The sequence below is a fragment of the Agrobacterium sp. 10MFCol1.1 genome (assembly GCF_000381165.1).
Lineage (GTDB): Bacteria > Pseudomonadota > Alphaproteobacteria > Rhizobiales > Rhizobiaceae > Agrobacterium > Agrobacterium tumefaciens.
Genome location: NZ_KB906077.1, coordinates 90,148 through 116,124, shown reverse-complemented (window position 1 = coordinate 116,124; position 25,977 = coordinate 90,148). Strand labels below are relative to the sequence as shown.

Sequence of the window (25,977 nt, the reverse complement as noted above, 5' to 3'; positions counted from 1 at the left end):
TGGAGCCTTCAACGGCTGTCGCATACATCATTTGTGATTATTGCGGAGCGCCGTCGAACTGAGCGTGGAACGCGGACCATGGATAAAGACCCAGGCAGGCGCCTTTTTTTTCCACAAAACACCCGCATCATCCTCATCGATCCGCGCCTGGCTATAGGCCTGCGCCATGGTGGAGGAGAGGTAGGAGAGGGTGGAACCCGGCCGGTCGATCACCGCAATCGGAAAGGTCTCGGCGATCCTTCGCCATTGTTGCCAGCGATGGAAGCTTTTCAGATTGTCGGCTCCCATGATCCAGATAAAGCGGACATGCGGATTTTTTGCTTTCACCTTGGCAAGCGTATTGGCCGTGTAGCTGATCCCCAGCGATTTTTCAAAAGCCGTCACCTTGATGCGGGGATCGCTGACCAGCCTTTCGCAGGCAGCGATACGATCCTCCAGAGACGCCAGTTCCGAGCGGCTTTTCAGCGGATTGCCTGGCGTCACCATCCACCAGAGCTGGTCTAGACCCAGCCTGCGAAGCGCTATTTCGGCAACAAGGGCATGGCCGGCATGCGGCGGATTGAAGGAGCCGCCAAACAGCCCGACGACCATGCCGCGCTCCGCATGCGGCATGGTGAGATAACGTCTGTCGAGGCGTGTTTCGACCAGCAACTATCAGGTCCGCGTCTGACCGGTGCCATGCACGCGGTATTTGAACGACGTGAGCTGTTCGACACCAACCGGGCCGCGTGCATGCATCTTGCCAGTGGCGATGCCGATTTCCGCACCCATTCCAAATTCACCGCCATCGGCAAATTGCGTGGAAGCATTATGCAGCAGAATGGCCGAATCGAGTTCGTTGAAGAAACGCTCGACCACCGCTGGGTCCTCGGCCATCACCGCCTCCGTGTGGTTGGACGAATAGGTGCTGATGTGGTCGATCGCGCCGGAAATACCGTCCACGACAGCAACCGAAATGATCGCATCGAGATATTCGGTGCGCCAGTCATCTTCGGTTGCGGCTTTCAAGCCCTCGACAACATTACGCACGGCCTGCGAACCGCGCACTTCACAACCGGCCTCGATCAGGCCCTTGACGAGCGGTTCAAGATGCGTGGCAACAACAGCGGCATCCACCAGCAGCGTTTCCGCCGCGCCGCAAATGCCGGTGCGGCGCATCTTGGCATTCACGACGATGCGTTTCGCCATGTCGAGATCGGCCGATCCGTCGACATAGATATGGCAAATACCTTCCAGATGCGCAAAGACCGGCACACGCGCCTCGGACTGCACCCGCGCAACCAGGCTTTTGCCGCCGCGCGGCACAATCACGTCAACCGTGCCATTCAATCCACCAAGAAGCGCGCCCACGGCAGCGCGGTCGGTGACCGGCACCAGCTGAATGGCATGCTCGGGAAGGCCGGCGATCTTCAGGCCCTCGACGAGGCAGGCATGGATAGCACGCGATGAATGTTGCGAATCCGAGCCGCCGCGCAGGATGACCGCATTGCCCGCCTTGAGGCAGAGCGCGCCGGCATCTGCCGTCACATTCGGGCGGCTTTCGTAAATCACACCGATGACGCCAAGCGGCGTGCGCACGCGCTCGATCTTCAGACCGTTCGGGCGATCCCAGGCGGCAATAACTTCGCCAACCGGATCAGACAGCGCGGCAACCGAGCGGATGCCTTCGGCGATACCGGCGATCCGCGCATCGTCAAGCGTAAGCCTGTCGATGAAGGAAGCGGCAAGGCCGCTATTATCCGCCGCCGCCAGATCTTTCCTGTTGGCGGCAAGGATCGTTTCCCTCGACGCCTCGATGGCGGACGCCATGGCGAGAAGCGCACGGTTTTTCTGATCCGTACCTGCGATGGACAACGGTCGCGAAGCAGCTTTTGCCTGTGCACCGATGGTCATCATCAGTGCATCAATATCATGGCTCTGCTTCACGGCCTGTTCAGGCATGGACCTCATCCTTTTCAGTATTTTTAACTTTCACGGCGGCACCCGTCATTACCAGATCGTCGCGATGGATCATCGCCGCACGCCCGACATAACCAAGGATCGCCTCGATCTCGTTCGACTTGTGACCGATGATAAGACGCGCCTCTTCCGCATCGTAGCCTGCAAGGCCGCGCGCGACCTCTCGGCCTTCGACGCCGATAATGGCAATCGCATCTCCGCGTCCAAAATTGCCCTTCACCACCCGCACGCCCGCGGGAAGCAGGCTTTTACCGGCATAGAGCGCTTTTTCCGCACCCGCATCCACATGAATCTCACCTGCCGGCTGCAACTGACCGGCAATCCAGGTCTTTCGCGCCGTCACCGGTGTGCCTGATGGCGCAAACCACGAGGAGCGGGCGCCGTTTTCGATGGCCTTCAACGGATTGAGCGTCTTGCCGGAAGCGATGATCATGCCGCAACCGGCAGCGGTCGCGATCTTGCCGGCATCGATCTTGGTACGCATGCCGCCGCGTGAAAGCTCGGAAGCCGCACCGCCTGCCATGGCCTCAATCTCGGGCGTAATATCTGCAATCGTCTCAAGGAACTTCGCATCCGGATCAAGATGCGGCGGAGCCGTGTAAAGCCCGTCAATATCAGACAGCAATACCAGAAGATCGGCACCGGTCATGGTGGCCACGCGGGCGGCCAGACGGTCATTGTCGCCGTAGCGGATTTCGGTGGTTGCCACCGTGTCGTTTTCATTGATGATCGGAATAGCACCGATCTTCAGCAGCTGGTTGATGGTGGCGCGCGCATTGAGGTAACGGCGGCGCTCTTCGGTGTCGGACAGCGTCAGCAGAATCTGGCCAGCGACGATCTCATGCCGCGACAGGCTTTCCGACCATGCCCGCGCCAGAGCGATCTGGCCAACGGCCGCCGCTGCCTGGCTTTCCTCCAGCTTTAATGCGCCGGAGGGCAGACCGAGCACCGTGCGGCCGAGCGCGATGGCGCCAGAAGACACCACCTGAACATCTGCGCCGTTTTTCTTCAGCGCAGCGATGTCCTCGCAAATGGCGTCGAGCCAATCTTTCTTGAGCCCGCTTTTCCGGTCCACCAGAAGTGCCGAACCGATCTTGATGACGATCCGGTGGTGGCTACCCAGCGGTTTGCGGGTGAGGCTCATAGGCGATCGTCCTCTTCCTCGGCCTCGCTATCCACAGGCATTGAGCGGTCGGGAAGGGCGGTCTCGCCGCCATTGCTTGCCGAGACGATGATATCGCGAAGGGCGCGCAGCGCCTCCGTCATACCGATGTGGGCAGCGGCAGACAGAAGGAGCGGAGGACGGCCGCAGGCCTTTTCCAATTCCTTTGCCTTCTTTTTCAGTTCTTTTTCGTCCAGCACGTCGATTTGCGACAGCGCCACGATTTCCGGCTTGTCGGTCAAGCCGCCGCCATAGGCATCCAGCTCGGCTTTAACAGTCTTATAGGCCTGCCCGACCTTTTCTTCCTGCGCGGAGACGAGATGCAGAAGCACACGGGTGCGCTCAACGTGGCCGAGGAAACGGTCGCCGATGCCCACACCCTCATGCGCACCTTCGATCAGGCCGGGAATATCGGCCAGCACGAATTCACGGCCGTCAATGGTCGCGACGCCGAGGTTCGGATGCAGCGTGGTGAAGGGGTAATTGGCGATCTTCGGCCGCGCGCGCGTCACGGTCGCGAGGAATGTCGACTTACCTGCATTTGGCAGACCAACGAGACCGGCGTCAGCGATCAGCTTCAGGCGAAGCCAGAGCGTCTTTTCTTCGCCCGCAAGGCCCGGATTGGCATGGGTCGGCGCCTGATTGGTCGAAGACTTGAAATAGGCGTTGCCGAAACCGCCGTTACCGCCAGCGGCAAGACGAAAACGCTGGCCTTCCTTTGTCAGGTCGACGATCAGCGTCTCGTTGTCTTCCTCGAAAATCTGCGTGCCGACAGGCACTTTCAGAACCACGTCGGAACCCTTGGCGCCGGTGCGGGTCTTACCCATGCCGTGCTGTCCGATCGAGGCCTTGAAATGCTGCTGGAAGCGGAAGTCGATCAGCGTGTTGAGACCGTTGACCACCTCGATCCAGACGTCGCCGCCGCGTCCGCCATCGCCGCCATCAGGGCCGCCGAACTCGATGAATTTTTCGCGTCGGAAGGAAACGGCGCCCGCGCCGCCATCACCGGACTTGATATAGATTTTTGCTTCATCGAGAAATTTCATCGGACTGCCGTTCTGTCGGTTTGCGGGCACATCAGCTCAAGGCGTTGTGCCAAACAAAAATATCGTCGTTTCGAATACAAGCGCTTCTCCACAAGGTCAAAGACTATCGTGCGGGAAGCGCCTGCGTGAGACAAGGCCGGTTTGCGGCAACCGGCCTTGTTTTGATTGTCAGCCGTGCTGCGGAACGAAATCCTCAGCCGTGATCGCCGTATCGATATGCGCCACCATCGCAGCACGCGCCGTGGCGTAAATCTGGTGGCAGCCGGTCACCCGGAAGCCCAGTTTTTCCTGCACGCGCAGCGAAGCCGGATTATCCGCAAACACACCGGAATGGAGAACCACACCGGGCATGCGGCGGAAGAACCGCTCGACCACGGCGGCCACCGCCTCGGTCATGTAACCCTTGCCCCAGTAGAACCGGTTCAGCCAGTAGCCGAGATGCCACTCGCCATGCCGCAATTCGACCGAGACGACGCCTATCAGGGTATCATCACCGCTTGTGATGGCGAAATCCCAATCGGGCAGCGTGCCTGAAGTGCGCAGGACCAGCCATTCCAGCGCATCCTGTCGATGATAGGGCGCGGGAACACGGGCCAGCATCCTGGTCACGGCAAAATCGCCAAGCGATTCCGCAATGCTGCCGGCATCGGAAAGCCGCTGCGGACGCAGCACCAGACGCGACGTCTCGATGACCGGGCAGGGGCCGGGCGGCGCGACCGTCGCAGTTGCACGGTGACGGGTAAGCTCGATCGTGCTCATCCCATGTCCCCCCAGCTCTTCAGCGAAACCCAGGTCTTGCGGTCCAGCCTGTACCATTCTACCGGTACCATGCCACCCAATGCCAGCGAACCGACCATGCCGGAGCCCTGGAACTGGAAACCGCACTTCTGGATGACCCGGCGCGAGGGGATGTTGGTGACCCGGCAGCGGGCATCGATCTGGTCGATTTCACGCGTGCGGAAGGCCATGTCGATCAGCGCATGCGTGGCTTCGGTCATGTAGCCCCGGTTCCAGTAGGGTTCCCCCAGCCAGTAACCGATTTCCAGCGTCTTTTCGTCTTCCTGCGGTTCAAGCGCGCAGCAACCCAGAAACTCGCCATTGTCCATGCGGGTAATCGCATAGACGCACTTGCCGATCTCGCCAGCATTGGTGCGTCGCACGAAGTCCGCGGCGTCTTTGGCCGTGTACGGGTGCGGCATACGCGACACCATGGTCGCGATATTGGCATTGTTGGCAAGATGGGCAAGGGCGTCGATGTCTTCTTCGTGAGGCTTGCGTAAAACCAGCCTCTGCGACAGTAAAACGGGGCAATCGCTCCTCGACCGATCGGGCCTCGGCCGCTCTTCGGGTGACCGTGATTGGTCAACCCTCAACAATTCAGCTTGCATGGTTCAGTCCCTCCTGGAGGTTAAAGAAAAAGGGGAGTTGGGTGGTACCCCATCTCCCCTGTTTTCTTGACTGAACCTGATACGTCTCAGCCGGGTCGATGGGACACCGGCTGCATATGACGCTTACCGGCTTATTCTGCGGCTTCCGCTTTCGGGGCCACGGATACGAATACGCGGCCGTTGGCCTTCGTACGGAAGTTCACGTTACCTGCGGTCAGTGCGAAAATCGTGTGGTCCTTGCCGATGCCAACGTTGGCGCCCGGATGCCACTGGGTTCCGCGCTGACGCAGAATAATGTTGCCTGGAATGACAGCTTCGCCGCCGAACTTCTTTACGCCAAGGCGCTTGGATTCGGAATCGCGACCGTTACGCGATGAACCGCCAGCTTTTTTGTGTGCCATTGGAGTTCTCCTTTAAACCTTGTTTCCCGTGTCGCGCCTATCAGGCAGCAACGATGTCCGTGATGCGGACGACAGTGTGATGCTGACGATGGCCGCGCGAACGCTTGGAGTTCTGACGACGACGCTTCTTGAAGGCGATGACCTTCTTGCCGCGATTGTGCTCGACAACTTCAGCCTTGACGATGGCACCCTTGACAAAGGGAGCACCGAACTGAGCGTCGGCGCCTTCGCCGATCACGAGAACTTCGGTGAATTCTACGGTTGCGCCTGCCTCTGCTTCCAGCTTTTCGATGGTCAGCACGGCATCGGCCGCTACGCGGTACTGCTTACCGCCGGTCTTGATGACTGCGAACATTTGTTATCCTTTCATGTTCGTTCCGGCTCTGCCCGCCAAAGCAAGCTGGCCGTCTTTTTATCAGTCGGAGTAGCGGAAATCCGTCAGGACTGAATGCCCTTTTGAAAGTCTGCCGGTGAAGCCGCCTTTGAGGGGCGGAATAAACAGAAGGCGCAATACGCCATCAATTTGGGTGCGAATTACGCGAGACATCAGTTTATGTCAAGATGACGGATGTTTGAAAAGTAACTCTAACGCCAAGAATTTCATGCTTTTTTGGCAAGCGAAGCAGTCAGGTCTCGAAATTTGCGCAGCAAGTGTTTATATGGGCCTTCAACAAGGAGCAGAAATGGCCCGCATAGACCAGACCGACGATTGGCGGGACCGCCATGCGCCGACACTTTCCGCCTTCGAGTCGCTTGCGATCGAGGCATATGGCCACCTGCCAGAAGAATTCCGTGCGTTGACCAAGGATCTCGTCATCGAGATCTCGGATTTCCCGACAGACGAAGTGTTCGAGGACATGGCGCTCGAAACACCGTTCGACCTGTTAGGATTGTTCGAGGGGCGCGGTATCTCCGAACGTTTCACCATGGAAACCGGCGAGATGGTGAACCGCATCACGCTTTATCGCCGCCCCATTCTCGACTACTGGGCCGAGAACGAAGAAACGCTGGGCGATATCATCACCCATGTCCTCATCCACGAGATCGGCCACCATTTCGGCCTGTCGGACGACGACATGGAGCGGATCGAAGAAAGCGCCGACGAGGCCGCCGCGGAGCGCTGAGAAACCCGGCACCGAGAAACTGTGATACCGGGTCCTCAAGCTACTAGTGATCGCGTCTCATTGAGAGTGCGATCGTCTCACTACCCACCAGGCGTTTGCGCTTAATTACTTCATTTACCCGCCCCGGGTTTACGCCGTAAGAAGCTGCAATGTGGTGCTGAAACTCGCCGCCCCAATAACGCAGCCAAATCTCTATCGCGTCTTTTTCGGTCAATCTGTAAGACTGTTGATGCATGTGGTTGTCCTCTTAGGCTTCAGCCTTGGACAAACTTGACAGAAGAGTCTGAGAGCGTATTTTGCTCAATGCGTATGCTGATCCGCAAGCCGTCCAAGGTATTGTGGTTTCGACACGGAGCCGGGGGTGCAACCTCGGCTTTGTCGTGCCAGCTCAGAGATCGTCTCTAGCTTGTAAATATATGTTCGGACTCGATATTTTGAGTCAAGCTCAGGATAAAATCCTCAATTCGTTCACTTTATGTTCCGTGATAAATTTATCTGGTAGATACTGAAAAGTCGCGAATTTTGTCTTTCAAAAACAGGCAGTTATTATTTTCACGCACATTCCGAGTAGGGACTGTGAATAAAACTCCTACTATTCGATTTTACCGAGTAAAGGCCAAAAAAATCGAGCGAATCAGGTAAGCAGATCCGAATCACTCGATTTGTACTTGGATCATTGCTCGCCGAGCTTCATATCCGGATGGTATTCCTTGCCCTCGACCACCTTGGTCACGGCCTGGCCGCAATGCATGATACCGCTGGCGGCGTTGAAGGCATAGCTGGGTGAACCGGCAAGTTCCCATCCCTTGTTCAGCGCTTCGGTGACCCGGTGACAGAACTTTGCGTCATCGGGACCGGTTATGAAACGATAGACCTTCACGTTTTTTTTGCCTTTCGTTGTGCGATGATACCGGCCATGGCGACCAGCCTTTCGGCCTGCCCCACATGCAGCCGTTCGATCATTCGCCCGTTCATGTTGATGACGTTCAATTCCACAGATTCGGGTTTTACGAAAGCGGCAATAATCTCCTTGGCTTCCGCGACCATCGCCTCATCAGGAGCGAAGTGTCGATTGGCCGGCTCGATCTGGGCCGGGTGGATCAGCATCTTGCCATCGAAGCCCATGGCGCGGCCCTGCTCGCATTCACCGGCAAAAGCCGCGAGATCACGAAAATCATTCGAAACGCTGTCGATGACATCAAGCCCGTAGGCGCGGGCGGCGAGCACCACCTGCATCATCCACGGCACAAGATAGGTTCGGCCGGGCAGGGCCGGAACCCGTGTTTCCTTGCGCAGATCATTGAGCCCGATGACAAAGGCGGCAAGCCGCGCATCCGGCGTATGGGCAGCGTCGGCGATAGACGCGGCATTCAAGACACCAAGCGGAGTCTCGATCATCGCCCAGATTTTCAAACCCTGCGGCGCATCCGCCTCCGCCAGAAGGTCGGCAACCTCATGAATATCGGCCGGCTGCTCCACCTTGGGCAACAAAACCGCATCTGGCCGACAGGAAAGCACAAGCTTCAGATCCGCCTGCCCATCCGGCGTAGAGAGCGGATTAATGCGAATAATGGTCTCGCATCCGGCAAAAGGCGCGTCAGAAAATAGCCTGTCCAGATTTTCCCGAGCCTTGTCCTTCACATCGGGTGCAACGGAATCCTCCAGATCGAGAATAACCCCATCGCAATCGAGATCGCGGATTTTTTCGAGCGCCCTGACATTGATGGCCGGAACCGACAGCAGTGAACGGCGCGGTTTCACAGGAATATTTTCGAAAAAATTAGTCATGCCGCACTTGTGTCAAGCTTTTGTGACATCTGCAACACGACAATCCACTGAATCCTCTTGCAAGCCGGAAGAAGAAGGCCCACATTCGTCTGGAAAGAAAGGTTGAATCATGCAAGGCATCCGTTCATTTTTCATTGCCGCATCCGGCATCGCACTTCTGGCTTTGGTGGCTCTTTTTACCGCCTCGCTTACGGTCGCTTTTATCGGCGTGCTCGCCGTTCTCAGCGCTGCCCGTCTGCTTTCGGCGCGTATGAAGCCGGCACCCATTCCGGTCAAGCCCCGCAACCAGCGCGATATGCGCGTCTGGAACGACGGCAAAGGCACGATCATCGATCTCTGAGATCGTTAATCCTGCCAAAATGCGAGAACGCTGCACGCGGCGTACCGAAGAATGCGGGTTTGCGCTTCTAAAGCGATCAGTTTTGCAGTATTTCCCGACAGAAAATATCCGGCGGGCGTCAGTCCACGCCGGATTTTGTGACCAGGGAAACACGGGAAGCGACAGATGGAAAAATTCACCAAGCTGACGGGCGTTGCTGCGCCCATGCCGGTCGTCAATATCGACACCGATATGATCATTCCCAAAGACTATCTTAAGACCATCAAGCGCACGGGTCTTGGCACCGGCCTTTTTGCCGAGTCGCGTTATCTCGAAGATGGCTCGCCCAATCCAGATTTTGTGCTGAACAAGCCCGCTTACCAGAACGCCCAGATCCTCGTCGCGGGCGATAATTTTGGCTGCGGCTCTTCGCGCGAACATGCACCATGGGCGCTTCTCGATTTCGGCATCCGCTGCGTGATCTCCACCAGCTTCGCCGATATCTTTTATAACAACTGTTTCAAGAACGGCGTTCTGCCTGTCGTCGTCAGCCCCGAGAATCTCGAAAAGCTGTTGGACGACGCCTCGCGCGGCTCGAACGCCGTTCTGTCCATCGATCTGGAACGTCAGGAAATCAGCGGCCCTGATGGCGGCACGATCACCTTCGAGATCGATGAATTCAAGCGCCATTGCATGCTGAACGGCCTCGACGACATCGGCCTGACACTGGAGCATTCCGGCGCCATCGACACGTTCGAAAAGGCAAATGCCTCGGTCCGCCCCTGGGCCTGACCGCACTTCTATCCTCTTTTAAAAGCCGATCCCGTACAAAACCGTACCGGATCGGCTTTTGCTTTGCTTGAAAAGCCGTTAAGGCGGGGATAAGAAGCCCCCGATCCCGTTCGGCTGGCGACGTGACTTGTGAGGCGGCAGGACGGAAACGAGTTTGACGCCGCGCTCGCCGCAATCGAAAACCCTTCATGATGGTTTCCGGCGCGCCGCCCAAGGAGGGTTCTCATGACAGTCCGCACGCTTTTCCTTCTGCCCGGTGACGGTATCGGCCCCGAGGCCATGGCCGAAGTCCGCAAGCTGATCGACTATATGAACAGCGCGAAAAATGCCGGTTTCACCACGCAGGAAGGTCTGGTCGGCGGCTCCGCTTATGATGCCCATGGCGTCGCGATTTCCGACGCAGATATGGAAAAGGCCCTTGCCGCCGATGCGATCCTGTTTGGCGCCGTGGGCGGCCCGAAGTGGGATGGCGTTCCCTACGAACACCGCCCGGAAGCCGGCCTGCTTCGCCTGCGCAAGGATCTCGAACTTTTCGCCAACCTGCGCCCCGCCATCTGCTACCCGGCACTTGCCGAAGCCTCCTCACTGAAGCCGGAGCTGGTAGAGGGTCTCGATATCCTCATCGTCCGCGAACTGACGGGCGGTGTCTATTTCGGCGAGCCCAAGCAGATCATCGACCTCGGCAACGGCCAGAAGCGCGGTATCGACACGCAGATCTACGACACCTTCGAGATCGAGCGCATCGCCAGCGTCGCTTTCGAACTGGCACGCACACGCGACAACCGCGTCTGCTCCATGGAGAAGCGCAACGTCATGAAATCTGGCGTTTTGTGGAACCAGGTCGTCACCGAAACCCACGCTGCGAAATACAAGGACGTTCAGCTGGAGCATATGCTGGCCGATGCCGGCGGCATGCAGCTGGTGCGCAAGCCCAAGCAGTTCGACGTGATCGTGACCGACAACCTCTTCGGCGACATGCTTTCCGACGTCGCTGCCATGCTGACGGGCTCGCTCGGCATGCTGCCGTCGGCATCGCTTGGTGCACCGGATGCCAAGACCGGCAAGCGCAAGGCCATGTACGAGCCGGTGCACGGTTCGGCACCTGACATTGCCGGCAAGGGCATCGCCAACCCCATTGCCATGATCGCGTCCTTCGCCATGTGCCTGCGCTATTCGTTCAATATGGTCGATGAGGCAACGAAGCTCGAAACTGCAATTGCGAACGTGCTCGACAAAGGCATCCGCACCGCCGACATCATGTCCGACGGTTCCCGTCAGGTCAGCACCTCCGAAATGGGTGACGCGGTTCTCGCAGAATTCAAGGCGCTTTCGGCGTAACACTCACCGAAACCGGTTGGGCAGGCGGCACGGTCGCTTGCCCATCTTCCTTTGGCAAAAGATGTTCATATCTTTTGTCAGTCAGCGTCTTCAAAAAGGCGACGATGGCGTCCACACGCTTGTCGTCCAGCGCCGGTGCGGAAGTCAGCTCTGTCATGGCGATGTTATCAGGCACTTCCGGCGCATCCCAGGTTTTACCCGTTTCAGGGTTGATCTGCCGGCTGGGTTTCTTGCTTTTGTATTTCACGTAAAACAGCACCACCGTGCGCAGATCCTTAAACACGCCATTGTGCATGTAGGGACCAGTGACAGCGACGTTGCGAAGGGTAGGCACCTTGAACTTGCCGCGCTGAGCCGGATCGCCGGCCACTGCGGGATTTTGCGCCAATCCGAGATCGACCGCATCCGGCTTGGAGCCGTTGGCTGCCCTGACCGACGTGTTGGCCGGAACACCGATGTTGAAATATTTGTGGTTGGTGAAGAGGCCATCTTCCAAACCCTTGGCGCCACGGATTTCATGGCAGGTATTGCAATTGGTGAACTGCGTCGAGGAGATAAGAACCCGGCCCAGCTCCTCCTGATCGGTCAGCTTTTCTTCGCCGCGCAGGAAACGGTCATACCTGGAATCGAAGGTGGAGAATTCATCGGAACGCTCGAAGCTCGCCAGCGCCTTGGTCATCGCAGCAAAGGCGCCTTCGTCACTCTGGAAAACATCGCTGCCGAACTGTGTGCCGAACGCCGCAACATAATCAGGGTTTTCCTTGAGCCGTTTGACGACAGAGGCTTTATCCGGCATGCCCATTTCGATCGGGTTGAGCGGTGGTCCACCCGCCTGGTCTTCCAGCAGGGAGGCACGACCATCCCAGAATTGCCCGCCGACATACTCTCCCGCAGCGTTCTTGCCGAAAGGCGGCGTGAACCGGGCATAGGCTGCAGTCGGCGCATTACGGTCGCCCAGCGAAATCCCGTCATCGCCGAGAGAGACGTCCCGGCCGACCTTGTCGCTTTCGCGCGCATCGGAAAAACCCGCCGCCTGCATATGGCAGGTGGAACACGCCATCGTGCGGTTCATGGAGAGATTGGCATCATCGAACAGCGCCGCGCCGAGTTTTTCAAGCGTTGCATAATCTTCGCCGCCGTGAGCCTGCATTTGACCAGCACCGATCTCGAGCGGAACCGGTATCATGGCCACGGCAAGGGCGGCAGAAATGAATAGGCGCAGTCTTTTCATTGAAATAGCGTTTCGGAAACTCGGGACGACAGTGGTTATATAGCACTTACCTATCGCACCAGACTACAAACTTTCTCAGCCCGCTCCACTTTGACGCAACCCCGCATCCGGACGCCAAATTGCTTACCCGGCTTTGGCTATCGCGTGGAAGAAAGTGCCTGAAACAAGACCCCGCCTGCCACCGGAGGGGCCGAGCGGACGACCCTGTCCGTCAGCGATCTGAGCGAAAGGCTCATCGTGACCCGGATCGATAACACGCGCATAGTGAAACTCGTGGCCGCGCAGAACTTCGCCCGCTTTGCCCAGCGGCCCATCTGCCACGATTGCAGCCTGCCGGTAACCGAGGTTCATCTTGCGCGTGGCGAAACTGGTGGCATGTGACAGAAGCCCGGTCATGGCGTGGGTGACACCATCGGCATCTTCCAGCGCCGCTCCCAAAACCATATAGCCGCCGCACTCGCCATGCACCGGCTTCGTCTCGGCAAAACGGACAATGCCTGCCTTGAACACGGCAGCATCGGCAAGCCTTCCAGCGTAAAGTTCGGGATAACCACCTGGCAGCCAGCAAATGTCGCAGGTGTCATCGGGCGCCTCGTCGGCCAGCGGTGAGAAGGGCACGATCTCCGCCCCCGCTGCATGCCAGTGGTTCTTGAGGTGCGGATAAAGAAAGGTGAACGCCGCGTCGTCTGCAAGCGCGATGCGCTGGCCGGGCGGCGCAATCGCTGCCTCCACCGAGCCGGAGGGCACATCTACAGGCGCAGCGAGCGAAAGCAAGGCATCGAGATCAATGGACCTTTCCATCACATCCGCCAGCCGTTCTATATGCGCGTCGATTTCCGGATGTTCGCTGGCCTGCACCAAGCCCAGATGCCGTTCCGGCAGGATGAGTGACGGATCACGCAGGACGCATCCTGCGACAGGCAGACCGATTTTTTCGATGGCCTCCGTGCACAGCGTCCGGTGTCTTTCGCTGCCGGCGCGGTTCAGCACCACCGCCGCCATGGTGACAACAGGATCATAGTGGGCAAAACCATAGGCAACAGCAGCGGCTGTCTGCGATTGACCCGACACATCCAGCACCAGCAGCACGGGAATGCCGAACAGCCGGGCCAGATCCGCCGCAGAACCAGTGCGGTTTTCCGCCACGGGGATACCGTCGAACAGGCCCATGGCGCTTTCGATCAAAACGAGGTCGGCACCATCAGCCTGTTGCAACAACAGGTGTCGAAGCAATTCCGGCTGCATGGCCCAGCTGTCGAGATTGAGGCCGGATGTGCCGGTGGCGAAGGCATGGAAGCCGGGGTCGATATAATCCGGCCCCGTCTTGATGCCGCGCACCTTGATGCCGCGCCGGGCAAAGGCCCTGAGCAAGCCGATTGTTACGCTGGTCTTGCCGGAACCAGAGCGCGGTGCGCCGATGATGATCGCCCGTGTGGTCATAAGGTCGGCACCCCAAGTCGGTCGCGCATCGAAACGATCTCGCCAATAACGATCAGCGCCGGCGCCTCGAATTTTTCCCGTTTTGCATCGTCAGCTATGCTTTCCAGTGTGCCGATGAAAATCCGTTCTTGCGCGGTCGTTGCCGACATGATGACGGCGACCGGCGTCTTGCCCGAACGACCGCCCTGCATCAGAAGACCGGCGATCGAGCCTATGTTCTTAAGCCCCATATAAACGACAATGGGTTCCTGTGTCTTCGCCAGTGCCAGCCAGTCCAGATCCTCTTCGGTCCCGGCGGCATGGCCGGTGGCAAGCGTGACAGCGCGGCTGATACCGCGCATGGTGGCGGGAATGCGCGCTGAAGCAAGGGCTGCAAGCGACGAGGTCATGCCCGGCAAGATACGAAATGGGATGCCGGCGCGGACAAGCGCCTCCGCCTCTTCGCCGCCACGCCCGAAAATAAACGGATCGCCACCCTTAAGCCGCAACACCTTCTTACCCTGTCGGGCGAGATCAATCAGCGAGGCAGTGATGTCGTCCTGAGTTGCCGACGGCTTGCCGCCGCGCTTGCCGGCAAACACGATTTCAGCCTGAGGCCCCAGGGAAACGACATCGTCGCTCACCAGCGCGTCGCGCACGATCACATCGGCCTGCGAAAGCGCGAGCGCCACTTCGAGCGTCAGATAACGCACATCGCCCGGACCCGCGCCTGCGAGCCAGACATGCCCGGCCTCAAAGACCGGACCTTTTGCGGCGATGCTGTTCAAAACCTGCGCTATCGACATTCTTCTCGGCTGCTTTTTTAACGATGACGGAAATAGCCGTCCCGGCTATAGGAATTCATATGGAAACGGATGGAAAGACCCTTCGCCGCGGCTGGACCACGGGCACTTGCGCGGCAGCCGCCACGAAGGCGGCCTGCGCTGCCCTTCTGACCGGCGAGTTTCCTTACCCTGTCGAAGTCGAACTTCCAAGCGGCGCGAGGCCGGCATTTTCTCTCGCCACCGAGGAAAAAGGTGAAAACTTCGCAAGAGCCGGCGTCGTCAAGGATGCAGGCGACGATCCCGACGTGACCCATGGTGCGCTGATCGAAAGCACCGTGCGACGGGGAAAGCCCGGCAGCGGCATAACCTTCAAGGCCGGAAAAGGCGTCGGCACCATCACCCGGCCTGGATTGCCCCTGCCGCCGGGCGAACCCGCGATCAACCCCGTACCGCGCAAGATGATCGAAACCGCCATTCGCGAAGTAGCCGGAGACGGTGCAGATTTCGAAGTCGAGATCTCCGTTCGGGACGGCGAGAAAATCGCGGAAAAGACCCTGAATGGCAGGCTCGGTATTGTCGGCGGCATTTCCATCCTTGGCACCACCGGCATCGTCATCCCGTTTTCCTGCTCGGCATGGATCCACTCCATCTGGCGCGGCATCGATGTGGCGCGCGCCACCGGCTGCACCCATCTGCTCGGCGCGACCGGCAACACCTCGGAAAAGGCGGGGCAGGCAGTGTACGGCCTGCCAGAGACCGCACTGATCGACATGGGTGATTTTATCGGTGGCATGCTGAAATATCTGCGCAGCCACCCCGTCGAACGGGTAACCATTGCCGGCGGCGTCGCCAAGATGACCAAGCTCGCCCAGGGCATGCTCGACGTGCATTCCAAGAAAGGCCTGGCCGATCTTGATGCGCTGGCGGTACTCGCAACCGAGGCTGGCGGAGATGAAAATCTTGCCCTCGCCATTCGTCAGGCCAACATGGTTGCGCACGCCTTTGAGCTGGCCGAACGCGCGGGGATAGACCTCGGCGCGATCGTTGCGGAGAAAGCCTGGGTAACAGCGGCTGCCGCTTTGAAGGTGCCCGGCATCGAGCTTGATATTCTGGTGTTCGATCGTCAGGGCACGCTCAAGGGACGCACCGCCTCCACGCCGTCGCATCAGCCCTTCGCATCTTCCTTCGGGGAGCGGAACCGCCGGACATAATCGGTACTATAAAGTGCGCTCTCGCGAAAATCCGTAGAGGCAAGCCCATGCCCGACGAAGATCAGCGCCGTCCGCTCCACCGGTTCGGCCGCCAGTTTTCCTTCGATGTCGAACAACGTGCCGCGAATGACCCGCTCATCCGGCCAGGAGGCGCGGACAACGATGGCGACTGGGCAATCGGAACCATAAAGCGGCGTCAGTTCTTCCACCACCTGGCCGATGGCATGGATGGCGAGATGGATGGCAAGTGTCGCCCCCGTCGCAGCGAAGGCTTTCAGCGTCTCGCCCTCGGGCATTTTCGAAGCGCGGCCCGAAATACGGGTCAGAACAAGACTTTGCGCCACTTCCGGCACCGTCAATTCCCGCTGCAGGGTGGCAGCGGCAGCAGCGAAAGAGGGCACACCTGGAGTCACGGTATAATCGAGACCCAGCCGTTCCAGCCGGCGGATCTGTTCACCCATGGCACTCCAAACGGATAGATCACCGGAATGCAGCCGTGCCACATCCTTGCCGGCCTTTGCCGCCGCAACGAACTCCGCCTCGATCTCATCAAGCGACAGTGCTGCCGTATCGACAATGCGTGCATCCGTCGGGCAATACTCGATCAGCGCCTTCGGCACCAGCGAGCCGGCATAAAGGCAGACCGGGCAGGCAGCGATAAGATCGCGCCCGCGCGCCGTGATGAGATCGGCGGCGCCCGGACCGGCGCCGATGAAATGAACCGTCATTGTTGTTCTCCATGTTCGATGGCGCGGCCATTTCGCGCGTCGCTCGTCGTGGCGATGGCTACCGTCACATCGCCAACCACGAGACGCGCCGCGACCAGCCGCGCATTTTCTCCGGCGGCAGCAAGTGCCGCCGCTTCACTGACGCTGGGCGTCCCGGCATGATCAAGGCTTGCCTGTGAAAATGTCATTGTTTTCGAAGCAGCCGCCTCGAGCTGTTCCTTCGATACGATTTCAAGCGGCAGCGCCAGACGTTTCGCCGCTTCCGCAAGACCAGCTTCTTTTGCCTTGAGCGGCGCAGTCGCCAAGCATTCAACGGTCATGCCAAAAGCAAGCTCGGCAGCGTGCACGGCTGCAATAATTGCATCTGAACCCGTGCCCTTGCGGCAGCCTATGCCAGCGACAGTCACCATGGCTTGACCCAGCTCCATTGTGTCACCGGCATGGCCGGACGCCAGCCCGACATGGAGCCGACAGCAACAACGCGCGACACATCGAGACGGATCATCGAACCGCCGAACCTGGCGTTGGCCGCAAGCAGCACCGCTTCCATTTCAAGCGTCACCGCATTGGCAACCAGCCGCCCGCCTGGCTTCAAGGCCTCCATAGCAGCCTCAAACACGCCCGTTTCGCTGCCGCCACCACCGATGAAGATCGCATCCGGTTGAGGCAGGCCTTCAAAAGCCGCAGGTGCTGCACCGATCATGACTTCAAGCCCCGGAACGCCAAATGCCTCGGCATTGCGGGCGATACGCTCCGCCCTGTCGGGATGCTGCTCTATGGCGATGGCACGGAGCGAGGGGTGCGACAGCATCCATTCAATACCAATCGAACCCGAACCGGCACCGATATCCCACAGCAGCTCGCCCCGGCGCGGAGCCAGCGATGAAAGAGTCACGGCACGGATTTCACGCTTGGTGATCTGCCCGTCATGTTCGAACAGGCTGTCATCCAGCCCCTGCACAAAAGGCAGGACGCGTGCGCCCTCAGCAGCAACGACATCGATAGCCACGACGTTCAAAGGATCGATGTCGTCAAAGGTAAAATCGACCGCCCTGATTTGCCGCCGCCTCTCCCGCTTTCCGCCCAAAGCTTCGAGCAGGACAAATTCCGACTGGCCGAAACCGGATTGAGACAGCAATTCCGCAATGAGAGCGGGCGCGCGCTCATCCGAAGTAAGCGCGATGATCCTCGCTCCGGGATGCAGATGCGGTCGCAAAAGATCGATGGAACGCCCGTGCAACGACACGCATTCGGTCGACTGCAAAGCCCAGCCAAGCCGCGCCGCGGCCTGGGAGAAGGCGGAAGGTGAGGGATAGCAGACTGTCTCCTCCGACGGTATTCGCCGCAGAAGTGTGACGCCGGCGCCATAAAAGAACGGATCGCCAGAGGCGAGCACGCAGACCCGTCTACCGCGCAACGCCACGACATCGCTCATCTCCGCATCGAACGGCACCGGCCAAGGGCGCGCCTCACCACGAATGGCTGCAGCCGCCAGTTCCAGATGACGTTTGCCACCGAAAACAATCTCGGCCGCCTCTATTGCCGCCACGGCATTGCGACCGAGCCCATCCAGCCCATCTTCGCCTATGCCGACGATGAAAAGCCATGGCTTGCCTTTCTTTTCAGTGGAAGCTTTCTTTTGAGTGGAAGCGTTGCCCGTTCCGGAATATTCAGACGTCATGACACGCTCCATACTCATCCTTGGCGGCACGGCGGATGCCCGCATTCTCGCCGGCAAGCTGGCAGTGGACTCCGGCTACCGAATCCTGCTTTCCATGGCCGGGCGTACGCTTTCGCCAGTGGAACAGCCCGTGCCGATGCGCAGTGGCGGGTTTGGCGGTGCTGCGGGTTTGGCGGATTTCATCCGCACCGGGAATTTCGATATTCTGGTCGACGCCACCCATCCCTATGCGGCGAGGATTTCCGCCAATGCCGTGGAGGCGGCGAGACTTGCCAAAGTTCCGCTTGTAGCACTTTCGCGCCCCGCCTGGGAGCGCCAACCGAATGACAAATGGCAGAGGGTCGATACCGTCGAACAGGCTGTTATCGCGCTCGGCGATGAAGGCAAGCGGGTGTTTCTGGCGCTCGGCCGGCAGGAACTTCTCCCTTTCGAGGCAGCCCCCCAACACAGCTATCTCATTCGCAGCGTTGATCCGGTAGAGCCGCCGCTGAAGGTGCCGGATGCTCGCTATATTACAGCGCGCGGCCCCTTTGCGCTGGATGAAGAGATCCGCATGCTGGAGGAAAACCGTATCGGCACTGTGGTTTCCAAGAACTCCGGCGGCAAAGCCAGTTACGGCAAGATCGAAGCGGCGAGGCGGCTTGGCCTGCCGGTTATCATGATCGAGCGGCCGCCACAGCTCAACGCCGCAATCCTCAATGGCGCGAACGTGCCGGATATAGCGACTGCGCTCACCGCCATCCGCCATCAGCTTTCTCTTTTCGAAAAACGCGGCGAGTAAACCAGCGGATCTTTGTCCGAACGCTCGATAAGACGGGTTTCCACCGAACCGACGATGATGCAGGTGGCCATATCCGCCATGTCGCTCGATGCTTCCGACAAAGGCACGACCCGGATGCGCTCATCCGCACGGCCTGCCGCACGGCCAAAGATCACCGGCACCGAGCCGGGCAAATGTGCGCGCAAAAGATCGAAGGCGGTGCCAAGCTGGTGCGGGCGCGCCTTGCTGACGGGATTATAGAAAGCCATCACGAATCCGGCTTCCGCAGCCGCGATCAGCCGCTTTTCAATAATACCCCAGGGCTTCAAATTGTCCGACAGCGAGATGGCGCAGAAATCATGCCCGAGCGGCGCGCCGGCTCGTGCAGCAACCGCAAGCATGGCCGTCACGCCCGGCACGACCGAGAAGTCTATTTCGCGCCACTCGCGCGGGCCATGTTCAATCGCCTCGCAAACAGCCGCCGCCATGGCAAAAACGCCGGGATCGCCGCCCGAAACCACGCAGACCTTGCCGCCCCCGGCTGCAAGCCGCAGAGCCTGTTCGGCACGGGAGATTTCCTCGCGATTGTCAGAGGCATGGCGACGTTGGTCGGGTCTGAGCGACAGCCGATCGAGATAGGGAATGTAACCGAAGAAATCCTCCGACGCCTCAACCGCGGCGAGCGCCTCCGGTGTCACCTGCGCAGAACTGCCAGGGCCAAGGCCGACAACGACCAGCCTGCCGTTCATGACGCTTCACCGCCAGCGGGTCTGGTTTTCCAGCCAGGTACCAGAACCAGCGAAAAATAGGGGGCGGGCGATGCGTCCCGCTCGATCAGCGGCACCGCATGGCTGTTCGCCATGGTGCCGCGCTCGACATACAGCGCTTCATTAAGCTTGCCGGCCTTTTCCAGCGCCCGGCGGATTTTCGGCAGGTTGCGCCCGACCTTCATGATCACGGCGCCATCCGTGCCGGACAGACGCTCTGTCAGAACATCTTCGGCAAGCGTGCCGGGAAGCACGCTCAAGATATCGTCACCCTGCACCAGCGGTAGACCGGCCATCGACCAGCAGCCGGACATGGCGGTAATGCCGGCAACGACCTCCGCCTCATAGGAAGGCGCAAGCCGCAGATGAAGATGCATATAGGAACCGTAAAACAGCGGATCGCCTTCCGACAGCACGGCGACATTGCGCCCGGCATCGAGATGGGCAGCAATATCCATTGCCGACTGATCGAAAAATGCGGCGATCGCACCGCGATAATCCTCGCCGTTTTTGTCGCTCTCGACGGTTACCGGATAGACCAGCGGCATTTCCAGTGTGCCCGGACGAATGAAGGCCTCAACGATACCGCGACCATTGCCGCTGCTGCCTTTCTTGCAGAAGAAGGCGAGAACATCGGCATTTTCGATGGCGCGCACGGCTTTCAGCGTCAGAAGCTCTGGATCGCCGGGGCCGGTGCCGACGCCCACGAGTTTACCCTTGGAATTTTCGAAAAGAGCCGCGCTCACAGACCTGCCCTCGCAACGGCGTTGACGGCAGCGGCCGTCATGGCCGATCCACCCATACGTCCCTTGACGATGGCATAGGGAATGCCTAGCAAACTAGCCTCCAGCGCATCCTTCGATTCCGCCGCACCGACAAAACCGACCGGCATGCCGATAATGGCAGCTGGACGTGGAGCGCCTTTTTCAAGCATCTCCAGAAGATAGAACAGCGCTGTCGGCGCGTTGCCGATAGCAACGAGAGCACCGTCCAGCTTTTCCGCCCAGAGATCGAGTGCGGCGGCGGAACGGGTATTGCCAATCGTTTTCGCAAGCTCAGGGGTGCGCGGATCGCGAAGGGTGCAGATCACGTCATTATTGGCCGGAAGGCGGGCGCGGGTCACGCCGTGGGCGACCATTTCCGCATCACACAGAACGGGCTTGCCCGCCAGCAAAGCACCACGTGCAGCGACAACGAAATCCGGAGAAAAACGGAAATGGCTGGCCGCTTCCACCAGCCCGCAGGCATGGATCATGCGTATGGCGATATCCGCCTGATCTTCGGTAAAGGCGGACAAATCCGCTTCCTCGCGAATGATGGCGAAGGAGCGCTCGTAAATCGCATTGCCGTCGCGAATATAGTCATGGTCGGTCATCGGTCATCCTGTCGAAGCGCGGCAACGATTGCCTCCTTACCCAGACGGGCAAGCAGGTCGGCAGCGTTTTCCCCGGGCTTATGTTCTTTTTCGCAAAGACGGGCAAGCCGCGAAAGCGCCGTCCTCTGTTGCTCGAAAGATAAAATACCGTCCTGCGGGTCGCAGGCGCGGCCCGAAAACGAAAAGGCCAGACCATCGGCGGCGCCGGAAAAGGCCAGAAGCGACGGGGCGGGATGCGCGCAACCCTTTCCGCAGCCGGAGAGATGCAGTGTGAAGGAGCCATCGAGCATGGAAGCTAATTCCCGCGATGCAAAGGCCGCCAGATCATGTGTGGGAAAGAAAGCCGAAGCGCACCCCGGCGTGCCGGGACATACTGCTATGGAAGACCGCGCATCACCTGCCCTTGTGATGAAACCGGCACTGTCCGCAGTTTGCATCAGCGCATCGCAAGCATTCCGCGACCCGAAAAATAGCAGGCTATGATTGAGCGATGGCCGCAATGTTTCGATATCAAATGCGCGCGCCAGTCCACAGAGCCGCGACAGATCGGAAGCACGAACTTGCGCGAAAGCAGGAGTGATACCGGCAGCAAACGTACCGTTACCGGCCGCCATCAGCCCCAGGGGCGAAGAAGGCGCAGGCGTCTCGCCTTGGCTCTCGCTATCTACCAGGCGGTCTCCGCAAATCGCCTTTATCGTCCGCAAATCCAGATCGCGGCCACGGGCAAGCGGTCCTTTGCCGGCCAGATGGACGAGCAGCAACAGGACCACATCGGCTGCCTTGTCGGCCTCAACAAATCCCGCGCGCAACGCCTTGCTCTCCGGACCTCCGACAAGCAATTGCCAGAAAACTCGATGATCGAGCCGCACCGCCTTCAGACGGATATCGGCCAGCAAATCGCCCATGGAAAGACGGCCGCCCCCATCGATGATGACGGACATTTTTGCGGCGAGGCTGTGATGCAGCGCCAGCGCGGCAGCCTCTCTGCGAATCTCATCCGCAATGGCACTGCCATCGGCGATTTCCCGATCGTCCCGGCCGGAAAGAGGTGAGGTCTCGACTGCCAGTCCGTCGCGAAGCAGCAAACCGAGCGCCAGAACATCATTCTCCAGGTCGCAGGCGCTTTCCCGCGTCAGGCCGCGAAATTGCAGGCTGCCGCGTGCCGTGATGTCTATCAGCCCGTTGCCGTGCCGCTCAGCAAGACCGCAAAGCGCGATCATATCGCGGGGCGCAATATCCGCCTCGAATGCGATGCGCGACAGGTATCCGTCGCCGGTCAGCATCGGGGTCGATAAGGCCGGACACGTGCCACGGCGGCCAAACGGCTGGACCGGATCGGAAGGGGCTGTCCTCATGCGCCGACCCTTTCAGAACGGGGCAGGATCAGCATTTCAAGTTCCGCATCCACCGCATTGCGGCGGCTGTGCCACAACCCGCGACGACGGGCGGACAAAAAGCGCGTCGCCATGACCTCCGCCGCTTTCGGATTTTCCCGCAGGATGAAATCGCGCACGTCCTCATTGCCGAAATAGGCGTCGTAAAGCGCCTCGATCAGCGAGGAAGATACCGCATGGGTGGTTTCCGCAAAACCGATCAGCCGGTCAACCGTCTCGGCAAATTCCGCCGCCCCTCGCGGGCCGTGCCGCATCTGTCCGGCAATGAAGCGCGGATTGACGGCGCGGGCCCGAACAACGCGCGTCAGCGCCTGTGAAATGGACCGCGCGCGCGGACGCGCGGGATCGGTCGTATCCAGCGCCACGATATCGGCAACGCCGCCAAGCAGTGCTTTTGCGGCGGAAAAACCACCGATGAAGGCGACATCGGAAGAGCCGTCGAGAAGATCCCGGCCCGGATCGTCGCCGGTGTGAATGAGAAGATCGGCCCGGCGCACCAGCTCGACAAAACCGGCATCCTCGAAAATCTCAAGCCCATCCGCACCACCAAAGGCATGGCTTGCCGCATCCAGATAGGCTTGCCCTAGTTCCTCACGTTCTTCCCATTTTCCGCTGGCGAGTTTCTCCTCAGTGCCTGCACCATAGGTGCCGGGTGCGGAGCCGAAGATGCGTGCCGGTATATGCCCGAGTGCCGCCGCTTCTTCCGCCAGCGGATTGTCGCCCGGCGCTTCATCCCGCCGCGCGACGGCCTTGGCGGCGGCGTCTAGAAGAGCGATCAACGCCGGAAACATGTCGCGGAACAGGCCGGAAATCCGGAATGTGACGTCGACACGCGGCCGCCCGATACTGGCCGGCGGCAGAACCTCGATGCCTGTGACGCGACCCGTCGCCAGGTCATGGATCGGTCTCGCCCCCATCAGATGCAGCGCCTGCGCCACATCCTCGCCGCCATTGCGCAGGCTGGCGCTGCCCCAGAGATCAAAAACCAGATGTTTCGGCCAGTCGCCATGGGATTGCAGATGGTGCCGAAGCACTTCTTCGCCCGCCATGCGGCCCAGCTCGAAAGCCGTCGGCGTCGGCATGGTGCGCGGATCGGCAGCATACAGATTGCGGCCCGTCGGCAGGACATCGAGACGCCCGCGCGCGGGTGCGCCGGAAGGACCGGGGACAATATGGCGGCCATCGAGCGCGGCAAGCAGCGCTGTTTTTTCCGCCGCAGCACTTTCAAGCCTCAGAAGATCGGTCTCGCCTTCGGGGCTGCGGCCAAAAACATGCTGGCCATCCTTGATGGCGAAGTCCTTGAGATCGCAGAGGAAGGCGTCGATGCGCGACAGCGCCGCATCGGCATCGTCCTTTGCACCGACACCGGCATCCGCCGCAAGACCGGTTTCCAGCGCCTTCCCTACGATCAGTTTCGCCAGCCGGTCGCGGCGGCGGCGGTCGAGCCCATCCGCCTGCGCATATTCGTCGACGAGCTGTTCCAGAGCCGATTGTTCCGGCGAAAGCCCGGCATCTACCAGCACAGGCGGAACATGGCCGATCGTGACGGCAGCGATCCGCCGTTTGGCAACCGCCGCTTCGCCCGGATTGGAAACGATGAACGGATAGACCACCGGCAAAGACCCGGTGACGATTTCAGGAAAACAATCGCGGGAAAGCGCAACTGTCTTGCCGGGCAGCCATTCCAGCGTGCCATGCGCACCGACATGCACAATGGCATGCGCCCCTGCGACACGCTGCATCCAGGCGCCGAAAGCAACCAACGCATGACGTGGCGGCAGGGCAGGGTCATGGTAATCCACCCGCCGATCCTCATTTCGCCCACGATCCGGTGCCAGGGCCACGAATATCTGGCCGAAACGGGCGACGCGAAAACGGAATGCGCCGTCGGCTAGTGCGTCGTCCTGTTCGGCCGAACCCCACGTGCCATCCACGGAGGCGGCAACCCCTTCAGGCAAACCCAAAAGAAAATCACGATAGTCTGAAAGTCCGACAGCCGCTTCCTGCTGCTCGACACAATCCAGCAAAGCCCGCGCCGTTTCGGGAATATCCGAAACCACATATCCTGCCGCGGCCAGATCGCGCAGTATTTCAAGCACGCTTTGCGGCACATCGAGACCAACGGCATAACCCGTGCGCCCCGGCGCAGCACCGGGATAATCCGGCATCAGAATGACGATCCGCCGTTCCTGTGGCGTGGACTGTTTTAATTGCAGAAAGGCAGCGATTCTGTTTGCCACCTGTTCGACGCGATCAGCCTCCGGTACATTGATGAGGCTGATACCGCCATCAGTCCGCACCTGCTTGAATGAGATTGCGCCAGCAAGAATCCGGCCATCGAGTTCCGGCAGGACCACATGCATGGCAAGATCGGAAGGGTTGAGACCGCGCGCATTTTCCGCCCAGCCGTCCCGTCGCGTCGTCGCCATAACCACCTGAAACACCGGCACGCCGATGCGGTCAAACAGGGTTTTACCGCTGTCGTCCATCTGGCTGGCAAAAGCCGTGGCGGCAACGATGGCGGCGGGCTGGAGTTCGGGCAGTACGGTTTCGAGAAAGCGGATCGCCTCCCCATCCTTGAGGCCGCTGACGAAAATCGGCAATGGCGCAAAACCGCGCTGAGAGAGCGCGTGAAAAAGCGCATCCACGGGCGCCGCATCGGCAGCAAGAAGCATGGAGCGGTAAAAGAGAATGGGAAGGACAGCTGCACCGGCGGGAAAACCGGCGCAGGCTTCCGCCTGATCCACGACGCCGTTAGCCGGCCGGTAAAAGCCGGCTTTCGGCAGCGGTTGAGCCTCGATATCTGGCCATGCGCCACCACTTACAAGGGCAGCAAGACCAATGGCAAGCCGGTCCATATTTTCCCGCCCACCCTCGCGGAAGAAGGCGAGGACAGACGCCAACGTCTGGCGATCGACAGTCGAGGCTGCTTCGAGCTTTTCGTCTCTCTCACTGCATTCACCCGGCAGGAGCATAAGTTTTATGCCACGCCGCCGCGCCATCGTGCTGAGCTGATCGACGCCATAGCGCCAGCGCTCCGCGCCGCCGAGAATCCGGATAAGGATGACACGGGCATGTTCGGCCGTCTTTTCAATCCACAGATCGACCGACATCGGGTGCCGAAGCTCGGAGAGGTTGGCGGCAGACAGGGACGGAAGCGAGCCCCCTGCCTGCCGCCATGCCTGTTCCAGCCCGGCAAGATCGCTTGCCGAAAAAGACAGCATCACCACGTCCGATCGCGGCTGGTTGAGATCAACCGGCTCGATCAGGTCGTCCAGAGACGAAGATGTGGTGGCGAGAATGTGCATT

The 25,977-nt window shown here is 59.8% G+C and carries 27 protein-coding genes; 6 read left to right on the top strand and 21 right to left on the bottom strand.

The features are described from left to right. Positions 1-27 precede the first annotated feature (27 nt). The 8 genes from F617_RS0115890 to rplU all read right to left on the bottom strand — a co-directional run bounded on the left by F617_RS0115890 (position 28) and on the right by rplU (position 6,311). A complete protein-coding gene (locus F617_RS0115890; RefSeq protein ID WP_075807713.1) occupies positions 28-612 on the bottom strand; it encodes a nicotinate-nucleotide adenylyltransferase in 585 nt (194 codons plus the stop codon). Between the two features lie 42 nt (positions 613-654). Next, positions 655-1,941, bottom strand: coding sequence for a glutamate-5-semialdehyde dehydrogenase (locus F617_RS0115885; RefSeq protein ID WP_019565983.1), 1,287 nt, complete (start codon positions 1,939-1,941; stop codon positions 655-657). Then, positions 1,934-3,103: a glutamate 5-kinase gene (gene proB / locus F617_RS0115880; protein ID WP_003516458.1), complete on the bottom strand. Its 1,170-nt coding sequence runs from the start codon at positions 3,101-3,103 to the stop codon at positions 1,934-1,936. The genes F617_RS0115885 and proB overlap by 8 nt, the downstream gene beginning before the upstream one ends. Beyond that, the gene (gene obgE / locus F617_RS0115875; RefSeq protein ID WP_003516456.1) at positions 3,100-4,167 is read right to left on the bottom strand and encodes a GTPase ObgE; all 1,068 of its coding nucleotides are present in this window, start codon (positions 4,165-4,167) and stop codon (positions 3,100-3,102) included. The genes proB and obgE overlap by 4 nt, the downstream gene beginning before the upstream one ends. Positions 4,168-4,335: 168 nt before the next feature. After that, positions 4,336-4,926, bottom strand: a complete 591-nt coding sequence (locus F617_RS0115870) for a GNAT family N-acetyltransferase (RefSeq protein ID WP_003516454.1) — start codon at positions 4,924-4,926, stop codon at positions 4,336-4,338. Continuing rightward, a complete protein-coding gene (locus F617_RS0115865; protein WP_003516453.1) occupies positions 4,923-5,555 on the bottom strand; it encodes a GNAT family N-acetyltransferase in 633 nt (210 codons plus the stop codon). The genes F617_RS0115870 and F617_RS0115865 overlap by 4 nt, the downstream gene beginning before the upstream one ends. Positions 5,556-5,686: 131 nt before the next feature. Beyond that, on the bottom strand, positions 5,687-5,956 hold the full coding sequence (rpmA, locus tag F617_RS0115860; RefSeq protein ID WP_003492686.1) for a 50S ribosomal protein L27: 270 nt from the start codon (positions 5,954-5,956) through the stop codon (positions 5,687-5,689). 40 nt (positions 5,957-5,996) lie between these two features. Further along, entirely contained in the window at positions 5,997-6,311 is a 315-nt protein-coding gene (rplU, locus tag F617_RS0115855; protein ID WP_003516451.1) for a 50S ribosomal protein L21, read from the bottom strand. 328 nt (positions 6,312-6,639) lie between these two features. Between rplU and F617_RS0115850 the strand changes: the two genes are divergently transcribed. Next, complete coding sequence (locus tag F617_RS0115850; protein WP_003516449.1) at positions 6,640-7,080, top strand: metallopeptidase family protein; 441 nt, start codon at positions 6,640-6,642, stop codon at positions 7,078-7,080. Between the two features lie 673 nt (positions 7,081-7,753). Here F617_RS0115850 and F617_RS0115845 read toward each other — a convergent pair. Continuing rightward, positions 7,754-7,960: a DUF1737 domain-containing protein gene (locus tag F617_RS0115845; RefSeq protein WP_019565981.1), complete on the bottom strand. Its 207-nt coding sequence runs from the start codon at positions 7,958-7,960 to the stop codon at positions 7,754-7,756. Then, positions 7,957-8,868: a CoA ester lyase gene (locus F617_RS0115840; protein WP_019565980.1), complete on the bottom strand. Its 912-nt coding sequence runs from the start codon at positions 8,866-8,868 to the stop codon at positions 7,957-7,959. Before F617_RS0115840 ends, F617_RS0115845 begins: the two co-directional genes overlap by 4 nt. 109 nt (positions 8,869-8,977) lie before the next feature. Between F617_RS0115840 and F617_RS0115835 the strand changes: the two genes are divergently transcribed. The 3 genes from F617_RS0115835 (at position 8,978) to leuB (ending at position 11,317) form a co-directional block, all read left to right on the top strand. Further along, complete coding sequence (locus F617_RS0115835) at positions 8,978-9,208, top strand: hypothetical protein (RefSeq protein WP_003516445.1); 231 nt, start codon at positions 8,978-8,980, stop codon at positions 9,206-9,208. Between the two features lie 165 nt (positions 9,209-9,373). Continuing rightward, entirely contained in the window at positions 9,374-9,979 is a 606-nt protein-coding gene (leuD, locus tag F617_RS0115830; RefSeq protein WP_019565979.1) for a 3-isopropylmalate dehydratase small subunit, read from the top strand. A gap of 225 nt (positions 9,980-10,204) precedes the next feature. Continuing rightward, complete coding sequence (gene leuB / locus F617_RS0115825) at positions 10,205-11,317, top strand: 3-isopropylmalate dehydrogenase (protein WP_003516442.1); 1,113 nt, start codon at positions 10,205-10,207, stop codon at positions 11,315-11,317. Here leuB and F617_RS0115820 read toward each other — a convergent pair. The 3 genes from F617_RS0115820 to cobA form a co-directional block, all read right to left on the bottom strand. Further along, positions 11,298-12,548: a cytochrome-c peroxidase gene (locus tag F617_RS0115820; RefSeq protein ID WP_019565978.1), complete on the bottom strand. Its 1,251-nt coding sequence runs from the start codon at positions 12,546-12,548 to the stop codon at positions 11,298-11,300. The genes leuB and F617_RS0115820 overlap by 20 nt on opposite strands. A gap of 123 nt (positions 12,549-12,671) precedes the next feature. Further along, the gene (locus F617_RS0115815; protein ID WP_019565977.1) at positions 12,672-13,988 is read right to left on the bottom strand and encodes a cobyrinate a,c-diamide synthase; all 1,317 of its coding nucleotides are present in this window, start codon (positions 13,986-13,988) and stop codon (positions 12,672-12,674) included. Further along, a complete protein-coding gene (cobA, locus tag F617_RS0115810; protein WP_019565976.1) occupies positions 13,985-14,773 on the bottom strand; it encodes a uroporphyrinogen-III C-methyltransferase in 789 nt (262 codons plus the stop codon). The genes F617_RS0115815 and cobA overlap by 4 nt, the downstream gene beginning before the upstream one ends. A gap of 59 nt (positions 14,774-14,832) precedes the next feature. Here cobA and F617_RS0115805 point away from each other — a divergent pair, with 59 nt between their 5' ends. Then, on the top strand, positions 14,833-15,963 hold the full coding sequence (locus F617_RS0115805; RefSeq protein ID WP_019565975.1) for a cobalt-precorrin-5B (C(1))-methyltransferase: 1,131 nt from the start codon (positions 14,833-14,835) through the stop codon (positions 15,961-15,963). Here the strand turns inward: F617_RS0115805 and cobM are convergent. The 3 genes from cobM to F617_RS0115790 are packed head-to-tail and all read right to left on the bottom strand — an operon-like array spanning position 15,918 to position 18,372. Further along, the gene (cobM, locus tag F617_RS0115800) at positions 15,918-16,691 is read right to left on the bottom strand and encodes a precorrin-4 C(11)-methyltransferase (protein ID WP_019565974.1); all 774 of its coding nucleotides are present in this window, start codon (positions 16,689-16,691) and stop codon (positions 15,918-15,920) included. The genes F617_RS0115805 and cobM overlap by 46 nt on opposite strands. Beyond that, entirely contained in the window at positions 16,688-17,101 is a 414-nt protein-coding gene (locus F617_RS0115795; RefSeq protein ID WP_019565973.1) for a cobalamin biosynthesis protein, read from the bottom strand. The genes cobM and F617_RS0115795 overlap by 4 nt, the downstream gene beginning before the upstream one ends. Next, entirely contained in the window at positions 17,095-18,372 is a 1,278-nt protein-coding gene (locus F617_RS0115790; RefSeq protein WP_019565972.1) for a bifunctional cobalt-precorrin-7 (C(5))-methyltransferase/cobalt-precorrin-6B (C(15))-methyltransferase, read from the bottom strand. Before F617_RS0115790 ends, F617_RS0115795 begins: the two co-directional genes overlap by 7 nt. Here F617_RS0115790 and F617_RS0115785 point away from each other — a divergent pair. Then, complete coding sequence (locus F617_RS0115785; protein WP_019565971.1) at positions 18,371-19,153, top strand: cobalt-precorrin-6A reductase; 783 nt, start codon at positions 18,371-18,373, stop codon at positions 19,151-19,153. The genes F617_RS0115790 and F617_RS0115785 overlap by 2 nt on opposite strands. Here F617_RS0115785 and F617_RS0115780 read toward each other — a convergent pair. Genes F617_RS0115780 through cobN form a run of 5 tightly spaced genes read right to left on the bottom strand, consistent with a single transcriptional unit; the run spans position 19,120 to position 25,976 of the window. After that, positions 19,120-19,881 carry a precorrin-3B C(17)-methyltransferase gene (locus tag F617_RS0115780; protein WP_013636988.1) on the bottom strand — a complete coding sequence of 254 codons (762 nt, stop codon included), beginning with the start codon at positions 19,879-19,881 and terminating at the stop codon, positions 19,120-19,122. The two genes, F617_RS0115785 and F617_RS0115780, sit on opposite strands and share 34 nt — an antisense overlap. Next, positions 19,878-20,645: a precorrin-2 C(20)-methyltransferase gene (locus F617_RS0115775; RefSeq protein WP_019565970.1), complete on the bottom strand. Its 768-nt coding sequence runs from the start codon at positions 20,643-20,645 to the stop codon at positions 19,878-19,880. The genes F617_RS0115780 and F617_RS0115775 overlap by 4 nt, the downstream gene beginning before the upstream one ends. Then, positions 20,642-21,274 carry a precorrin-8X methylmutase gene (locus tag F617_RS0115770; RefSeq protein ID WP_003516424.1) on the bottom strand — a complete coding sequence of 211 codons (633 nt, stop codon included), beginning with the start codon at positions 21,272-21,274 and terminating at the stop codon, positions 20,642-20,644. Before F617_RS0115770 ends, F617_RS0115775 begins: the two co-directional genes overlap by 4 nt. Continuing rightward, on the bottom strand, positions 21,271-22,629 hold the full coding sequence (cobG, locus tag F617_RS0115765; RefSeq protein ID WP_019565969.1) for a precorrin-3B synthase: 1,359 nt from the start codon (positions 22,627-22,629) through the stop codon (positions 21,271-21,273). The genes F617_RS0115770 and cobG overlap by 4 nt, the downstream gene beginning before the upstream one ends. After that, positions 22,626-25,976: a cobaltochelatase subunit CobN gene (gene cobN / locus F617_RS0115760; RefSeq protein ID WP_019565968.1), complete on the bottom strand. Its 3,351-nt coding sequence runs from the start codon at positions 25,974-25,976 to the stop codon at positions 22,626-22,628. The genes cobG and cobN overlap by 4 nt, the downstream gene beginning before the upstream one ends. Between the last annotated feature and the right edge of the window lies 1 nt (position 25,977).

Excerpts from the sequence above, each read along its gene's own strand:
- F617_RS0115890 (WP_075807713.1), bottom strand. The coding sequence starts at position 612 with ATGCCGCATGCGGAGCGCGGCATGGTCGTCGGGCTGTTTGGCGGCTCC.
- F617_RS0115885 (WP_019565983.1), bottom strand. The coding sequence starts at position 1,941 with ATGCCTGAACAGGCCGTGAAGCAGAGCCATGATATTGATGCACTGATG.
- proB (WP_003516458.1), bottom strand. The coding sequence starts at position 3,103 with ATGAGCCTCACCCGCAAACCGCTGGGTAGCCACCACCGGATCGTCATC.
- obgE (WP_003516456.1), bottom strand. The coding sequence starts at position 4,167 with ATGAAATTTCTCGATGAAGCAAAAATCTATATCAAGTCCGGTGATGGC.
- F617_RS0115870 (WP_003516454.1), bottom strand. The coding sequence starts at position 4,926 with ATGAGCACGATCGAGCTTACCCGTCACCGTGCAACTGCGACGGTCGCG.
- F617_RS0115865 (WP_003516453.1), bottom strand. The coding sequence starts at position 5,555 with ATGCAAGCTGAATTGTTGAGGGTTGACCAATCACGGTCACCCGAAGAG.
- rpmA (WP_003492686.1), bottom strand. The coding sequence starts at position 5,956 with ATGGCACACAAAAAAGCTGGCGGTTCATCGCGTAACGGTCGCGATTCC.
- rplU (WP_003516451.1), bottom strand. The coding sequence starts at position 6,311 with ATGTTCGCAGTCATCAAGACCGGCGGTAAGCAGTACCGCGTAGCGGCC.
- F617_RS0115850 (WP_003516449.1), top strand. The coding sequence starts at position 6,640 with ATGGCCCGCATAGACCAGACCGACGATTGGCGGGACCGCCATGCGCCG.
- F617_RS0115840 (WP_019565980.1), bottom strand. The coding sequence starts at position 8,868 with ATGACTAATTTTTTCGAAAATATTCCTGTGAAACCGCGCCGTTCACTG.
- F617_RS0115835 (WP_003516445.1), top strand. The coding sequence starts at position 8,978 with ATGCAAGGCATCCGTTCATTTTTCATTGCCGCATCCGGCATCGCACTT.
- leuD (WP_019565979.1), top strand. The coding sequence starts at position 9,374 with ATGGAAAAATTCACCAAGCTGACGGGCGTTGCTGCGCCCATGCCGGTC.
- leuB (WP_003516442.1), top strand. The coding sequence starts at position 10,205 with ATGACAGTCCGCACGCTTTTCCTTCTGCCCGGTGACGGTATCGGCCCC.
- F617_RS0115820 (WP_019565978.1), bottom strand. The coding sequence starts at position 12,548 with ATGAAAAGACTGCGCCTATTCATTTCTGCCGCCCTTGCCGTGGCCATG.
- F617_RS0115815 (WP_019565977.1), bottom strand. The coding sequence starts at position 13,988 with ATGACCACACGGGCGATCATCATCGGCGCACCGCGCTCTGGTTCCGGC.
- cobA (WP_019565976.1), bottom strand. The coding sequence starts at position 14,773 with ATGTCGATAGCGCAGGTTTTGAACAGCATCGCCGCAAAAGGTCCGGTC.
- F617_RS0115805 (WP_019565975.1), top strand. The coding sequence starts at position 14,833 with ATGGAAACGGATGGAAAGACCCTTCGCCGCGGCTGGACCACGGGCACT.
- cobM (WP_019565974.1), bottom strand. The coding sequence starts at position 16,691 with ATGACGGTTCATTTCATCGGCGCCGGTCCGGGCGCCGCCGATCTCATC.
- F617_RS0115795 (WP_019565973.1), bottom strand. The coding sequence starts at position 17,101 with ATGGTGACTGTCGCTGGCATAGGCTGCCGCAAGGGCACGGGTTCAGAT.
- F617_RS0115785 (WP_019565971.1), top strand. The coding sequence starts at position 18,371 with ATGACACGCTCCATACTCATCCTTGGCGGCACGGCGGATGCCCGCATT.
- F617_RS0115790 (WP_019565972.1), bottom strand. The coding sequence starts at position 18,372 with ATGACGTCTGAATATTCCGGAACGGGCAACGCTTCCACTCAAAAGAAA.
- F617_RS0115780 (WP_013636988.1), bottom strand. The coding sequence starts at position 19,881 with ATGAACGGCAGGCTGGTCGTTGTCGGCCTTGGCCCTGGCAGTTCTGCG.
- F617_RS0115770 (WP_003516424.1), bottom strand. The coding sequence starts at position 21,274 with ATGACCGACCATGACTATATTCGCGACGGCAATGCGATTTACGAGCGC.
- cobG (WP_019565969.1), bottom strand. The coding sequence starts at position 22,629 with ATGAGGACAGCCCCTTCCGATCCGGTCCAGCCGTTTGGCCGCCGTGGC.
- cobN (WP_019565968.1), bottom strand. The coding sequence starts at position 25,976 with ATGCACATTCTCGCCACCACATCTTCGTCTCTGGACGACCTGATCGAG.